At 65.4% G+C, this 15380-nt stretch carries 12 protein-coding genes; 9 read left to right on the top strand and 3 right to left on the bottom strand.

Annotated elements, in window-relative coordinates; genetic code table 11:
• The first annotated feature begins 322 nt into the window (after positions 1 to 322).
• The 9 genes from kdpF (at position 323) to dapA (ending at position 10891) form a co-directional block, all read left to right on the top strand.
• Positions 323 to 412, top strand: coding sequence for a K(+)-transporting ATPase subunit F (gene kdpF / locus ACFZAI_RS08780; protein WP_391566558.1), 90 nt, complete (start codon positions 323 to 325; stop codon positions 410 to 412).
• The gene (kdpA, locus tag ACFZAI_RS08775; RefSeq protein WP_391566557.1) at positions 412 to 2208 is read left to right on the top strand and encodes a potassium-transporting ATPase subunit KdpA; all 1797 of its coding nucleotides are present in this window, start codon (positions 412 to 414) and stop codon (positions 2206 to 2208) included. The genes kdpF and kdpA overlap by 1 nt, the downstream gene beginning before the upstream one ends.
• Positions 2209 to 2230: 22 nt before the next feature.
• Positions 2231 to 4390, top strand: coding sequence for a potassium-transporting ATPase subunit KdpB (kdpB, locus tag ACFZAI_RS08770; RefSeq protein WP_391566556.1), 2160 nt, complete (start codon positions 2231 to 2233; stop codon positions 4388 to 4390).
• Between the two features lie 41 nt (positions 4391 to 4431).
• Positions 4432 to 5052: a potassium-transporting ATPase subunit KdpC gene (gene kdpC, locus ACFZAI_RS08765; RefSeq protein ID WP_391566555.1), complete on the top strand. Its 621-nt coding sequence runs from the start codon at positions 4432 to 4434 to the stop codon at positions 5050 to 5052.
• 51 nt (positions 5053 to 5103) lie between these two features.
• The gene (locus ACFZAI_RS08760; RefSeq protein ID WP_391566554.1) at positions 5104 to 7890 is read left to right on the top strand and encodes a DUF4118 domain-containing protein; all 2787 of its coding nucleotides are present in this window, start codon (positions 5104 to 5106) and stop codon (positions 7888 to 7890) included.
• Positions 7891 to 7901: 11 nt separating this feature from the next.
• A complete protein-coding gene (kdpE, locus tag ACFZAI_RS08755; RefSeq protein ID WP_391566553.1) occupies positions 7902 to 8594 on the top strand; it encodes a two-component system response regulator KdpE in 693 nt (230 codons plus the stop codon).
• A 162-nt stretch (positions 8595 to 8756) separates the two neighbouring features.
• Positions 8757 to 9524, top strand: coding sequence for a TorF family putative porin (locus tag ACFZAI_RS08750; protein ID WP_391566552.1), 768 nt, complete (start codon positions 8757 to 8759; stop codon positions 9522 to 9524).
• Positions 9525 to 9667: 143 nt separating this feature from the next.
• Positions 9668 to 9988, top strand: coding sequence for a hypothetical protein (locus tag ACFZAI_RS08745; RefSeq protein ID WP_391566551.1), 321 nt, complete (start codon positions 9668 to 9670; stop codon positions 9986 to 9988).
• Positions 9989 to 9991: 3 nt separating this feature from the next.
• Entirely contained in the window at positions 9992 to 10891 is a 900-nt protein-coding gene (dapA, locus tag ACFZAI_RS08740) for a 4-hydroxy-tetrahydrodipicolinate synthase (protein ID WP_391566550.1), read from the top strand.
• Here the strand turns inward: dapA and ACFZAI_RS08735 are convergent.
• The 3 genes from ACFZAI_RS08735 to icd all read right to left on the bottom strand — a co-directional run bounded on the left by ACFZAI_RS08735 (position 10869) and on the right by icd (position 15285).
• Positions 10869 to 12410, bottom strand: a complete 1542-nt coding sequence (locus ACFZAI_RS08735; RefSeq protein ID WP_391566549.1) for a methyl-accepting chemotaxis protein — start codon at positions 12408 to 12410, stop codon at positions 10869 to 10871. The two genes, dapA and ACFZAI_RS08735, sit on opposite strands and share 23 nt — an antisense overlap.
• A 219-nt stretch (positions 12411 to 12629) precedes the next feature.
• Positions 12630 to 13895, bottom strand: coding sequence for an O-antigen ligase family protein (locus ACFZAI_RS08730; RefSeq protein ID WP_391566548.1), 1266 nt, complete (start codon positions 13893 to 13895; stop codon positions 12630 to 12632).
• Positions 13896 to 14028: 133 nt separating this feature from the next.
• Positions 14029 to 15285 carry an NADP-dependent isocitrate dehydrogenase gene (gene icd, locus ACFZAI_RS08725; RefSeq protein ID WP_175170855.1) on the bottom strand — a complete coding sequence of 419 codons (1257 nt, stop codon included), beginning with the start codon at positions 15283 to 15285 and terminating at the stop codon, positions 14029 to 14031.
• Positions 15286 to 15380: the final 95 nt, after the last annotated feature.

The following is a 15380-nucleotide window of genomic DNA, read 5'->3' as shown; positions in this document are numbered from 1 at the left end:
CCCCCTCGGGGGGCAGCTAGCGGGCGCAGCGAGTGCGGCGTAGCCGGCATTTATTTCTGGGCATTTATTTCTTGTTTACACCCCCCTCCCCAACCTATATCCCGTTTTTACCCCCTGCTCCGTAACCTGCCGGTGTCCTGATTGGTCACCTGGCCTGCCCGGCGCGCATCCGCTTTTGCCGCGCAGGCCCGTCGTTCGAAGGGAGCGTGGCTCCCGGGAGGAAAAACGTGGATGCCATCTATATCGCCATCTTCGCCGTCATGGCCGGGCTGACTGTAGCCCTGCTGCGCTTCTGCGAAGCCCTGTCTTCGGGAGAGCCGTCATGAGCTGGCTCTATTGGGTCAGCGGCCTGACCGCCGCCCTGCTGTTCGTCTACCTGCTGGTGGCCCTGTTCAAACCGGAGAAATTCTGATGACCGCCGAATTCGTCGGACTGCTGGTCTTGTACCTGGCGGTCCTGCTTGCGATTGCGCCGCTGCTTGGGCGCTATATCCGTATCGCCATGGAAAACGGGCAATCCCGGCTCACCGCCTGGGGCCGTCCGCTTGAACGTGGCATTTACCGGCTGGCGGGCGTTGACCCGCAAGCCGAGATGGGCTGGAAGCGTTATGCGCTGGCCGTGCTCGCCTTCAACATTCTTGGCGTCGTAGTGGTCTACGCGCTGCAACGGGTTCAGGGCATGCTGCCGCTGAACCCCGCAGGCATGGGCGCCGTCACGCCGGACTCCGCTCTCAACACCGCCATCAGCTTCGTCGCCAACACCAACTGGCAAGGCTATGGCGGCGAAGCCACGATGAGCTACCTGACGCAGATGCTGGCGCTGACGGTGCAGAACTTCGTCTCGGCCGCCACCGGCATCGCCGTGCTGTTCGCGCTGATCCGTGGCCTGGCGCGCCATAGCTCCGCCACCATCGGCAACTTCTGGTCCGATATGGTCCGCTGCACGCTTTACGTGCTGCTGCCCCTGTCGTTCGTGCTGGCGCTGGCGCTGGTCAGCCAAGGCGTGATCCAGAATTTCAGCCCCTACCAGGACGTGCAGACGGTTGAAGCCCTGCACTATGACCAGCCGCGCGTGGACGCGCAAGGCCAGCCCGTGCTGGACGCAAAGGGCCAGCCTGTGACCGACCCGGCCGTCACGTCGACGCAAACGCTGGCGATGGGGCCGGTGGCCTCGCAAGAAGCCATCAAACTGCTCGGCACCAACGGCGGCGGCTTCTTCAATGCCAACTCGGCGCATCCGTTCGAGAACGCGACCCCGCTGGCGAACTTCCTGGAGATGCTGGCCATCTTGGCGATTCCCGCCGCGCTGTGCTTCACGTTTGGCGAAATGGTGGGCAGCCGGCGTCAGGGCATCGCGATATTGGCCGCCATGACCGTGCTGTTTGCCGTCTTCGCGCTGGGTACGGCGTACTTCGAGCAGCAGGCCAACCCCATGGCCGCGCAGGCCGGCGCCGACAGCGCGATGACTGCGCTTTCGCCCGGCGGCAACATGGAAGGCAAGGAAACGCGCTTTGGCATTGCGGCCACGTCGCTGTTCGCCACCATCACCACGGCGGCGTCCTGCGGCGCGGTCAACGGCATGCACGACTCGCTGACCGCCATGGGCGGGCTGCCGCCGATGCTGCTGATGCAGTTGGGTGAAGTCGTTTACGGCGGCGTGGGTTCGGGCCTGTACGGCATGCTGGCCTTCGCCATTCTGGGCGTCTTCATCGCCGGGCTGATGATCGGCCGCACCCCGGAATACCTGGGCAAGAAGATCGAAGCCTACGACATGAAGATGGTGTCCATCGTCATTCTGGCCACGCCGCTGCTGGTGCTGGGCGGTACGGCGCTGGCGGTGTCGGTATCGGCCGGCCAGGCGGGCGTGCTGAATCCGGGCATCCATGGGTTTTCCGAAATCCTCTATGCGTTGTCGTCCGCGGCCAATAACAACGGCAGCGCGTTCGCCGGCCTATCCGCCAACACGCCCTTCTACAACGTGTTGCTGGGCATCGCGATGTGGTTTGGCCGTTTCGCCGTGATCATCGCCGTGCTGGCGATGGCCGGGTCGCTGGCGGCCAAGCGCCGTCTGCCCGCCGGCCCCGGCAGCATGCCCACCACCGGCCCCCTCTTTGTGGTGCTGCTGATTGGCGCCGTGCTGCTGGTGGGCGCCCTGACATATGTGCCCGCGCTGGCCTTGGGCCCGGTCGCGGAACACCTGCAACCCTGAATGCAACAGGCTAGGAATCAACATGGCCAAAATTGAAATGCCAACCTCCAGCGCAGGCGGCGGCGCTGCCCGCGCCCCCGCAACTGCCCCGCAAGACCGTCCGTTCGGCATGTGGTCGCGCTCGCTTGTCGGGCCCGCCCTGGTGGACAGCCTGCGCAAGCTGTCGCCCGCCGCGCAGCTGAAGAACCCCGTGATGTTCGTGGTGTACGTGGGCAGCATCCTCACCACGCTGCTCTGGGTCATGGCCCTGCGCGGCCAGGCCGAAGCCCCCGCGGGCTTCATCCTGGCAATCACCGTGTGGCTGTGGTTCACCGTGCTGTTCGCCAACTTCGCCGAAGCGCTGGCCGAAGGGCGCGGCAAACAACAGGCGGCGACCTTGCGCGGCCTGCGCACCACCATCAACGCCCGCTTGCTCAAGGGCTTTCGCGAGGCAGACGCCCGCGACGCCCAGCCCGCGCAATGGCGCGATCAGGCCATCAGCCAGCCCTCGGGCATGCTGCGCCGTGACGACGTGGTGCTGGTGGAAGCCGGCGACACCATCCCCGGCGACGGCCAGGTCATTGCGGGCGTGGCGTCGGTGGACGAAAGCGCCATCACCGGTGAATCGGCCCCCGTCATCCGCGAGTCCGGCGGCGACTTTTCTTCCGTCACGGGCGGCACGCGCGTGCTGTCCGACTGGATCTTCGTGCGCATCGCGGCCGATCCCGGCGAGAGCTTTCTGGACCGCATGATCGCCATGGTCGAAGGCGCCAAGCGCCAGAAGACGCCGAACGAACTGGCGCTGACGATCCTGCTGGTGGGCCTGACCGTGGTGTTCCTGCTGGTCGTCGTGACGCTGATGCCGTTCTCGATCTACGCGGTCAGTGCGGCCGGTGGCGGCGCGGCCGTCACCGTGACGGTGCTGGTGGCGCTGCTGGTCTGCCTGATCCCCACCACCATCGGCGGCCTGCTGTCGGCCATCGGCGTGGCAGGCATGAGCCGCATGATGAGCGCCAACGTCATCGCCACGTCCGGCCGCGCGGTGGAAGCGGCGGGCGATGTGGATGTGCTGTTGCTGGACAAGACCGGCACCATCACCTTCGGCAACCGCCAGGCGTCGACGTTCCTGCCCGCGCCGGGCGTGTCCCCGCGCGAGCTGGCCGATGCCGCCCGCCTGGCGTCGCTGGCCGATGAAACGCCGGAAGGGCGCAGCATTGTGGCGCTGGCCGACAAGTCCCTGCACGCCCCCGCCGCCCGCATGAGCGACGTCGAATTCGTGCCCTTCACGGCGCAGTCGCGCATGAGCGGCGTGAATCTGGGCGACCGCATGATCCGCAAAGGCGCGGTAGACGCCATCCAGTCGTGGATCACCGCGCAAGACGCCATGGTGCCTGAGCCGGTGTTGCGCCTGGCCGAAGACGTGGCGCGGCGCGGCAGCACGCCGCTGATGGTCAGCGACGGCAACCGCGCGCTGGGCGTCGTGGAACTGAAAGACATCGTCAAGCCCGGCATTCAATCGCGCTTTGCCGAGTTGCGCCGCATGGGCATCAAGACGGTGATGATCACGGGCGACAACAAGCTCACCGCCGCCTCCATTGCCGCTGAAGCGGGCGTGGATGATTTCCTGGCCGAAGCCACGCCCGAAGCCAAGCTGAAACTGATCCGCGCCTACCAGTCGGAAGGCCGGCTGGTGGCGATGACGGGCGACGGCACAAACGACGCCCCGGCGCTGGCGCAGGCCGACGTGGCGGTGGCGATGAACTCGGGCACACAGGCCGCCAAAGAAGCCGGCAACATGGTGGACCTGGATTCCAACCCCACCAAGCTCATCGAGATTGTCGAGATCGGCAAGCAGATGCTGATGACGCGCGGCGCGCTGACCACGTTCAGCGTGGCCAACGACGTGGCCAAGTACTTCGCCATCATTCCGGCCGCCTTCGCCACCGTGTTTCCGCAGTTGAACGTGCTGAACATCATGGCGCTGACGACGCCGGCGTCCGCCATTTTGTCGGCCGTGATCTTCAACGCGCTGATCATCGTCGTGTTGATCCCGCTGGCGCTCAAGGGCGTGCGCTACCGGCCGCTGGGCGCATCTGTGCTGCTGCGCCGCAACCTGCTTATTTACGGCCTGGGCGGTCTGCTGGTGCCGTTTGCGGGCATCAAGCTGGTTGACATGGTGCTGGCTGCGCTGGGCTGGGTGTAAGCCGCCCCGTCTTCAGCATCGAAACCCGAAAGGAATTCATCATGAAACACACAACGTCATCCTCCGCCGCCCTGCCTCGCCCGGGCGGCATCCTGCGCCCCGCGCTGGTCATCTTCGCCGCCCTGTCGCTGGTGACGGGCCTGGCCTACCCCTTCCTGACGCGCGGCGTCGCGGCCGTGGTCTTCCCGCACGAGGCGGCGGGCTCGCTCATCAAACAGGACGACAAGGTCGTGGGCTCCGCGCTGATCGGCCAGTCGTTCACGTCGCCCCAGTATTTCTGGAGCCGGCCGTCGGCCACCGCGCCCATGCCGTATAACGGCGCGGCCTCGGGCGGGTCGAACCTGGGTCCGCGCAACCCCGCGCTGGCCGAAGCCATCCAGGCCCGCATCGCCGCGCTGAAAGCGGCGGACCCCGACAACCCCACGCCCGTGCCGGTGGATCTGATCACGGCGTCCGGCAGCGGGCTGGACCCGCACATCAGCCCGGCAGCGGCCGCCTACCAGGCCGCGCGCGTGGCCCGCGCCCGCAACTTGCCGCGCGCCCAGGTCGATGCGCTGATCCAGGCCAACACCGAGCAGCCCTGGCTGGGCGTGCTGGGTGACCCGGTCGTCAATGTGCTGATGCTGAATCTGGCGCTGGACAACTTGCGCCCGGCCCCGTGAACGCCGAGCGTATAGTATTGCCAGCTTTCCCCACCCCACTCTTGCGCGTTCATGGCTGATATTGCTGGCGAGCGTCCCGATCCCGACGCGCTCTTGAAAACCCTGGACGAGGCCGCGCGCCAAGCCGTGCGCGGCAAGCTGCGCGTGTACTTCGGGTCGTCGGCCGGCGTGGGCAAGACTTACGCCATGCTGGTCGCGGCCCGGGCGCAGGCCGCGCAAGGGGTCAACGTGCTGGCCGGCATCGTCGAAACCCATGGCCGCCGCGAAACCGCGTCGTTGCTGGAAGGCTTGGCGGTGTTGCCGCTTAAAGACGTTGCGTATCGCGGCCACGTCCTGAAGGAATTCGATCTGGACGGCGCGCTGGCCGCCCGCCCCGGGCTGGTGCTGGTGGACGAACTGGCGCACTCCAACGCGCCGGGTTCACGCCACGCCAAGCGCTGGCAGGACATCCAGGAATTGCTCGCCGCCGGCATCGACGTCTGGACCACGCTGAACGTGCAGCATCTTGACAGCCTGAACGAAGCCGTGGGCAGCATCACCGGCGTGCGCGTCTGGGAGACCGTGCCAGACGAGGTCTTCGACGCGGCCGACGAAGTCATCCTCGTGGATTTGTCGGCCGACGAGCTGCTGCGGCGCTTGAAGGAAGGCAAGGTCTATCTGCCCGAACAGGCCCGCCACGCCACGCGCAATTTCTTTCGCAAAGGCAACCTGATTGCGCTGCGCGAGCTGGCGCTGCGCCGCACCGCTGACCACGTCGATGATGACGTGCAGGCCTATCGGCGCGACCGCGCCATCGAACCCGTGTGGCGCACGCGCGAAGCGGTCGTCGCCTGCATTGGACCGGACATCGATGCCGAATACGTCATCCGCAGTGCGCACCGCCTGAGCCAGCAACTGGAATGCGACCTGCACGTCGTCACCATCGACACCCCGCGCGCCGCCCCCACGCCGCAAGCCGAACAGGACCGCATGCAGCGCACGCTCGCGTTCGCGGATTCGCTGGGCGCACGCACGGAAACGCTGGCGGGTGGCGACATGGTCGACGCCGTGGTGCGTTACGTGCGCCGGCACAACATCACCAAGGCCATCGTCGGCCGCACGCGCGCCACCGGTTTGCAGCGGCTGCGCCTATCGGTGTCCGCGTTGCTGACCGCCGCCATCACGCCCGGCTGGTTATGGCGGCGGCATAGCTTTGCCGACATGCTGGCCGCGGGCTGCCCCGAGATCGACATCATCCGTCTGGGCGCGCCGCCGCTGCCCGCCAGCGCCGCGCCCGGGCGCGACCCGCTCACGCTGGGCCGGCGCGCCAGCCCGGGCGCCGATGAGCGCAGCGCGCGTTCCTGGGCCGGCTATGCCTGGGCGCTGTGCTATTGCGCGGCCGCCACCGGCCTGTCGATGCTGGCCTTTCCCGTGCTGCACCAGACCAACATCGTCATGCTGTTCCTGCTGGCGGTGGTGGGCGTGGCGTTACGCCATGGACGCGGGCCGGCGGCGCTGGCATCCGTTGTCAGTGTGGCGCTGTTCGATTTCTTCTTCGTGCAGCCGCTGGCTTCCTTCGCCGTGTCCGACGTGCAGTACCTGCTGACCTTCGGCGTGCTGCTGTCGGTGGGGTTGCTGATCGGGCAACTCACAGCCGGCCTGCGCCTGCAAGCCCAGGCCTCCGTCAAGCGCGAAGCCGACGCGCGCAGCCTGTATGAATTTGCGCGCGAATTGTCATCGGCGCTGTTGCCCGAGCAGATCGTGGCGTCCGCCGGCGCGTTCGTGCACGCCACCTTCGGCTCGCGCTGCGCGCTGTATATCCTGGGGCTGGACGACCGCTTGAAACTCGCCTCGCCGGCCTCCGACGACATGCCGCCATTGGAGTCGGCGCTGGCCCAATGGGTCTACGACCACGGCCAGCCCGCGGGCGTTGGCACCGCCACCTTGTCCAACAGCGAGCTGCTGTACCTGCCGTTGAAAGCGCCCATGCGCACGCGTGGCGTGCTGGCGCTGGCGGCCCCCCGCCGCAGCCTGTTCTCGCACCCGGATTCGCGCCGCCAGATCGAGGCCTACGCCACCCTGATCGCCATTGCCCTGGAACGGCTGCACTATGTGGAAGTGGCGCAGCAGGCTCTCGTCAGCATGGAATCGGAGCGGCTGCGCAATTCGCTGCTAGCCGCCGTGTCGCACGATTTGCGCACCCCGCTGACCAGCCTGATCGGCATGACGGACACCTTGACGCGCCAACAGGCAACGCTTGCGCCCGACGTGCAGGACACCGTGCGCGCCATGCGCGATCAGGCGCAGCGCATGCATGCGCTGGTCGTCAATTTGCTGGACATGGCGCGCCTGCAAAGCCGCGACACGCCGCTGCGCCGCGAATGGCAATCGATTGAAGAGCTGGTGGGCGCATCGCTTGCCGCCATGCGCGAACCGCTGGCGGCGCATCACGTCACAGTCGCCAGCCTGTCGCATCTGCCGCTGGTGGAATGCGATGGCGTGCTGATCGAACGCGTGCTGTGCAACCTGCTGGAGAACGCGGCCAAGTACACGCCCGCAGGCAGCACGCTGCATCTGCACGCTGCCGTCGTCGATGACGAGCTGCGCGTGGCCGTCAGCGACAATGGCCCCGGCGTCGCCCCTGGCGCCGAACGCCGCATCTTCGAAAAATTCACGCGCGGCGAACGCGAATCCGCGACGCCGGGCGTAGGCCTGGGCCTGGCGGTGTGCGAAGCCATCATCTCGGCCCACCACGGCCGCATCTGGGTCGAACACACGCCGGGGCAGGCTTCTGGCGCGCAATTCGTCTTCAGCCTGCCGCTGGGAACGCCGCCCGCGATTCCTCCCGAAACCCATTGAATCCCCCAAGCATGTTCGACTATCAGCCCACCGTCCTGATCATTGAAGACGACGCCAACATCCGGCGCTTCGTCCGCCAGGCCCTGGAAAGCGAAGGCTGCGTCGTGCACGAAGCCGACACCGTCAAGCGCGGCCTGATCGAAGCCGGCACCCGCCAGCCCGACGCCATCGTGCTGGACCTGGGCTTGCCTGACGACGACGGCATGACGCTCATCCGCGAATTGCGCGCGTGGACGGAAGTGCCGGTGCTGGTGCTATCCGCCCGCAGCGCCGAGGCCGACAAGGTCGCGGCATTGGATGCGGGCGCCGACGACTATCTGACCAAGCCTTTCGGCGTCAGCGAACTGCTGGCGCGGTTGCGCGTGCTGCTGCGCCGGCATGCGCGGGGCGGCGCGGGCAACGCCGCCGAAATCACGTTTGGCGATGTGCGTGTGGACTTCGCTAAACGCGTCGTCGAGCGCAATGGCCAGCACGTGCACCTGACCGCCATGGAATACCGGCTGCTGGCCGCGCTGCTGGCGCATCGGGGCAAGGTCATGACGCACCGCGAATTGCTGCGCGAGGTCTGGGGCCCTTCGCATGTGGAAAGCAATCACTACCTGCGTATCTATATGGGCCATCTGCGCCAGAAGCTGGAAGCCGACCCCGCGCAGCCGGTATTCCTGATGACGGAAATCGGCGTGGGCTACCGCTTCGCGGGGTAAATGCGGCGTTGTTAATGCCGCGCTGTTGATGCCGCGTTGTTGATGCCGCGTTGTTAATGCCGCGTTGTTGATGCCGCCTTTATGCCGACCGCGCGAGTCTTGTCTCGCGCTTTATGCCGATCCTCCTATTGTTGCGATCCCATCCAACATCAGGAGCTTTCCATGTCCCGCAACACCCTGGCCGCGCTCGCGCTGCTCACGCTTGCCGCCACCGCGCAAGCCAGCGACGCCCCCGTCGCCACGACTACGCCCGCCGCCAGCGACTTCTCGTTATCGGCCAACCTCACGCTGGCCAGCCAATACCGCTATCGCGGCATCATGCAGTCGAACAACCAGCCCGCTATCCAAGGCGGCTTCGACCTAGCCCACACAAGCGGCTTTTATCTGGGCAACTGGAATTCCAGCATCAGCTGGCTGGGCGACAGCAACAGCGCCGTGTCGGCCCCCGTCGAAATGGATTTCTACGGCGGCTACAAAGGCAATCTGACAGAAGGCGTGCCCGTTGACCTGGGCGTCTTGCAGTATTACTACCCCGGCGACTATCCGTCCGGGTTCACCAGCCCGGACACCACCGAGCTCTATGCCGGCATCGGTTACGGCCCGGTGATGTTCAAGTATTCCATCGCCATGACCAACCTGTTCGGCTTTGCCGACAGCAAGTACAGCCAATACTTTGACTTGACGGGCAACGTCGACACCGGCGTGTGGGGCTTGACGCTGAATGCCCATGTCGGCCGACAGATCGTGCGCAACGTCGACAACGGATCGTACACCGATTGGAAGCTGGGGCTGACGAAAGACTTTGGCGCGGGCCTGTCGGTGTCGCTTGCGTACCTGGACACCAATGCCGACCGGGCCGTCTACACCAATACGCGCGGGCGCGACATGGGCCGTGCAACCGGCCTGCTGTCCGTGACAAAAACGTTTTGATCCGGCGCGGCGTTGACGCGTTTTTTATGCGCCGCGCCCGCTTTTATCGGCAGGTTTTACGGTGCGATTTCTATAGTGGAATCGTCATCAACCAACCGGAACCCCGGATCGCCGCAAGTGGCGTATCCGTCCCGCCCCCCGCCATGACTCCCCGACTGGACCGCCGCCCCCTGCTTTCGCCCCCTTCCTCTCCCGCGCTACCCCTGCCGCAATCCGAGCGGGTGGCGCTGACGGTCAGGATCGATACGCTGGATGCCCTGAAGGTGCGGCTGGCGCTGCACCGCGAGCTGGGCGACCGTATCGGCGTCTATGTGCTGTCGGTGGACCACGCCCATGCGCAAAGCACGTTGCAACTACAGTGCGCCCGCCACGAACTCGGCGACCTGATGCACGCCGTCATGTGCGGGCTGCCCCAAGCGGAATTCGGCGCGGTGCGCCCGGCTTCGGCCATCACGGTGCAATAAGCCATGGACATGCCCGTCACGACCGCATTCGAAGGCATCTGGCTGCCGATGATCACGCCGATGCGCGGCGGCTATGTAGATTTGGACGCCGCCCAGGCGCTGGCCCGCTACTATCGCAACGCCGGCATCGCCGGGCTGGTGCTGTTCGGCTCTACCGGCGAAGGCAACCTGCTCAGCCTGTCCGAAAAAATCGACATGGCCGAAGCCATCGCCAGCGATCCGCACGCGCTGCCGCTGGTGTTTGGCGCAGGCGGCGTCGACACACGCGGGGTCGCCACCGCCATCCGCCGCCTGGACAAACTTGCCCCTGCCGGCTATCTGGTGCCGCCCCCTTACTACCTGGGGCCATCGCAAGCCGGCATCCTGTGGCATTACCGGCAGATCGCGTGGGCGACCGAACGCCCGATCATTCTGTACAACATCCCCAAGCGGACGGGCGTGACGATGACGGTCGAGACCATGGAGAAGCTGGCGCTGTTGCCCAACTTCAGCGCCGTCAAGGAATGCAATCCCTCGGTGCTGTCCGCCTTGAACGCGCGCGGCCGCCTGGCCGCGCTATGCGGCGAAGATCTGTCGCTGCTGGATCATTGGCTGGCGGGCGGACGCGGCGCCATCCCGGCCGCGGCGCACGTGTACCCGGAGCGCTATGTTGAAGTCATACGCCTGGCGCAGGCGGGCCACGTCGAGGCCGCGCGCGAACTCTTCGAGCCCTTGCGCGGCCTGATCCGCCTGCTGTTCGCCGAACCCAATCCCGCGCCCATCAAGCGCGCGCTGGCGATGCAAGGGCTGATCACCGACGAGCTGCGCATGCCCATGACGCCGGCCAGCCGTGAACTGAGCATCCGGCTGCAACGTGCCATGGGCGGGCTGCACAGTCTGCCTAGCCGGCTGCAGACAGCTTGAACACCGACACGGCGCGCGCCAGGTCGTCGGCCTGCTCATGCAAGGTGGCGGCCGACGCCGCAAACTCCTCGACCAGCGCGGCGTTCTGCTGCGTCACGCTGTCCAGGTGCGTCACGGCCTGATTGATCTGTTCGATCCCCACGCTTTGCTCGGCCGACGCGGTGGCGATTTCGCCCATCAGCGGCGCGCTGGTCGCGGCGGATTCCAGCACGCTGCCCATCGTGGCGCTGGCCTGCTCCACGCGCTGGCTTCCACGCGCCACCGATTCGGACGAGGTTTCGATCAGCCCCTTGATCTCTTTGGCCGCGGTGGCGGAACGCTGCGCCAAGGCGCGAACCTCGCCCGCCACCACCGCAAAGCCACGGCCCTGCTCGCCGGCCCTGGCGGCTTCCACGGCCGCATTCAGCGCCAGGATATTGGTCTGAAACGCAATGCCGTCGATCACGCTGATGATTTCGCCAATGCGCTGCGAACTGTGCGAGATCTCGTGCATGGCGTCGATCGCATGCTGGGTCTCTTCACTGCCCTGGCGCGCCAACTGCGCCGACTGCCCCGCCAGCGAACTGACTTCGCGCACATGCTCGGCGCTTTGCTTGGCCGTGGCGGTGATCTCTTCCACGCTGGCCGCCGTCTGTTCCAGGGCGGCCGCCTGCTTCTCGGTGCGATCCGACAAGTCCATGCTGCCCGCCGCAATCTGGCGCGAGGCCGCGGCGATGGAGCTGGTGGACTGCACGATGGTGCGCACGGCGACGTCCAGGCGTTGCTGCATCCTTCCCATGCCCTCGAACAAACGGCCGATCTCGCCCCGATGGTGGCGCGACACCACGGAAGACAGATCGCCATTGGCCACGCGCTCGCACAAGACCACGGCTTCATCCAGCGGGTTGATCACATGGGTGCGGAAAAAGCGCAGGGCGGCGATGAGCACCAGCGCCAGCAAGCCCAGCGTCACACCGCCCTGGCGCCATAACGTGCCGTAGAACGCGGCGTCGACATCGTCCACGTACAGCCCGGTGAAGATCAGCCAGCCCCACTCGGCGTCATAGGCGGCGTAGCTGATCTTGGGCAGCGCCTCGTCGGCGCCCGGCCGCGGGAACCGGTACTGCACGTAGCCGCCCCCCGCTTTGCCCTCCGCGTACAGGTTCTCGAAAATCGGCAGGCCGTCCACGTCCTTGATGCCGCGCACGTTTGTGCCGACAAGCTTGGGGTCGGGATGCACCAGCAACGCGTAGTCGTCGCCAAACGCGCCCACATAGCCATCAGAGCCGTAGCGCAACTGCGCCAGCCGCCGCGCCACGTTGCGCTTGGCCTCCGCCAGCGGCATGCCTTCACTAACGCTTTGCTTGCCGTTGCGCAGAATGCCGGCGGACAAATCCAGCACATGGCGCAGCTCGGTCTTGCGTTCGGCCACCATTTCCGAGCGGCGCTGCCAGGCGTCCCACGCCCCCAAGACCAACACGGCTGCGCCGATAGCGAATACGAACCACAACAACTCCCTGCGCAGACTGGAATTTTTCACAGCCCCTCCTCATGATGCCCATTCTTATGCCTGAAACTTTTCTAGGCAGAATGTGACGGTTTATGTATTGCGTTGCATCAGGATACGGGGGCACAGCAGGGTTTTCACCAAGTCGTCGCAAGGCGCTTGATGTAGCGCAAGACGCATAAAAAAAACGCAAGGCGGGTGCGCCTTGCGTTCGAGTTTGCTTGCATTGCGCGGGGTTTTCCCCGCCGGACATCAGCGCCGCAGCGCGCGGTTGGCGGCCTCGGCAACGCGGGGCGTCGTCAACGCAATCAGCGTCACGACGATGAGCGAATAATTGGGCACGCTGCGCATATTGCGGAACATCATTTCCGTCAGGCTGAATGCGCAGTAGCCCAGGCAGAACAGCAGGCCCAGCTGCGCGCCCACGCGTATCACCCGGTCGTCGCTGGACAGACGCCGGAAGAACACGGCGGCGGGCAGCAGGTACAGCGTGAGGATGCTCAACAGGCCCAGCAGGCCGTAGCCCGACAACGCGGCCAGCATGTCATTGTGCGGTTCGCCAAAGCCTTCGACGACTTCGGCTGTCACGATGCCCTGGGTTTCCAGCTGGCGCAGTTCCTCGCGGAACTTGCTGGGCCCGATTCCCACGAGCGGACTTTTCTGGAACATGAGGATGGACGCGTGCCACAACTGCAAGCGGATACCAAAGGAGGTATCGCGATTGGTCGAGGTTGAATAGCCCTGCAGGTCTTTCGAAATCTCGTGCATACGGGTACTGAAGGTCCAGATGGCGGCGGCGCTGACCACCAGCGCCACACAGACTGCCAATGCGCAATACACCTTGTGGCGGCGCTTCCAGTTGCGCATGCCCAGCAAGAACACCACCCCCAGAATGGGCAGCAACATCCAGCTGCTGCGCGTCTCGGACTCCCATGTGGCGTAGACGGACAGCACGACGGCCAGCAGCTTCAGCGTTGTCTCGGCCCGCGGCCAGCGCGTACAGGGGCCAAAGCCCAAGGACAACAGCGTCATCGCGCCAAACAGCAACGTCATGTTCGCAAACGCCACGGCGTTATAGCGTCCGCCGACATCAACCATGGCATTGCGATCTAAGGTATGAAGCGTAACGATCAACAGCACCGATCCCGCCACGGCGCCCGCCAAAATGCTCCACTGCACCAGCTTCAGCCATCGCTGCGGCGCGCGCAGCAGCAGCCAGAGCACCGGCAGCGCCAGCGCAAAGCGCAGCAGCTTCTCCAGCTCGGAATTGCTCCACACGCCTCGCACCGCGGACGTGATGAACATACAGGCCAGCGGCAGCAGCAACACCAGCGACATGGGCCACAACTCGCCAAACGCCATGGGCTCGTAACGCTTGATGGCGTTTACGGCCAGCGCCGTCAGCGCGACCAGGCCAGTCAGGTAAAGCACAGCGGGACCCCCCACCGGGCTGGTCAGCGCCAAGGCAGGAACCAGCAATACCAGCCAGGTGGCCAGGGAAACATACATTCGGGGCACAGCGATCAACCTGAGAAGAACGATGCAAGCGCGGCGCGCTTCATGCGAGTAAGGGTAGATGAACCCGGTAGACAAAACCCGCCCGCCATGACGGCGGGCGGGTTCTACGGAGCAATGCGGAGCGAACCGCGAATTACATGTTTTCGATCATGACCTGGCCAAAGCCCGAGCACGACACTTGCGTCGCGCCTTCGAGCAGGCGGGCGAAGTCGTACGTGACCTTCTTGGACAGGATGGATTTTTCCATGCTGGAGATGATCAGGTCGGCGGCTTCGGTCCAGCCCATGTGGCGCAGCATCATTTCGGCCGACAGGATTTCGGAACCGGGGTTCACGTAGTCCTTGCCTGCATACTTGGGCGCCGTGCCGTGGGTGGCTTCAAACATCGCGACCGAGTCCGACAGGTTGGCCCCCGGCGCAATGCCGATGCCGCCCACTTGCGCGGCCAGCGCGTCAGAGATGTAGTCGCCGTTCAGGTTCAGCGTGGCGATGACATCGTATTCGGCCGGGCGCAGCAGGATCTGCTGCAGGAAGGCGTCGGCGATCACGTCCTTGACGATGATCTCGCGCCCCGTCTTCGGATTCTTGAACTTGCACCACGGGCCGCCGTCGATCAGCTGCGCGCCAAATTCCTTTTGCAGCAGCTCGTAGCCCCAGTCGCGGAAGCCGCCTTCCGTGAACTTCATGATGTTGCCCTTGTGCACCAGGGTCAGCGACGTGCGGTCATTGTCGATGACATACTGCGCGGCCTTGCGCACCAGGCGCTCGGTGCCTTCGCGCGACACGGGCTTGATGCCGATGGACGAGGTGTTCGGGAAGCGGATCTTCTTCACGCCGAGCTTGGTTTGCAGGAACTGGATCAGCTCCTTGGCCTGCTCGCTTTCGGCCATGTATTCGATACCCGCGTAGATGTCTTCCGAGTTCTCGCGGAAAATCACCATATTGGTCTTTTCGGGTTCACGCACCGGGGACGGCACGCCCTTGAAGTACGCCACCGGACGCAAGCAGACGTACAGGTCCAATTGCTGGCGCAGCGCCACGTTCAGGGAACGGATGCCGCCGCCCACCGGGGTGGTCAGCGGGCCTTTGATGGACACCACGTAGTCTTTGACGACTTCCAGGGTTTCATCGGGCAGCCACACGTCGGGGCCGTAGACCTTGGTGGCCTTCTCGCCCGCGTAGACTTCCATCCAGTGGATCTTGCGCTTGCCGCCGTAGGCTTTCTGCACCGCGGCATCGACAACCTTGATCATCACCGGGGTGATATCGGCGCCCGTGCCGTCGCCTTCGATGAAGGGAACGATGGGCTGTTCAGGCACATTCAGCGAGAAATCAGCGTTGACCGTGATCTTCTGGCCGCCAGCGGGAACCTTGATATGTTGGTAGGTCATGAATGCTCCATTTGCTCCGGGTGGTTTTTCTGCATGCGCCGCATCGGAAAGCGTCCGATTCCGCAGGGGCGAATCACCCTGGCGAACCGCAGACC

This window comes from Achromobacter sp. NPDC008082, from assembly GCF_042957345.1.
GTDB lineage: Bacteria > Pseudomonadota > Gammaproteobacteria > Burkholderiales > Burkholderiaceae_B > Achromobacter > Achromobacter kerstersii_A.
This window is presented reverse-complemented; position numbering and strand designations above follow the sequence as displayed.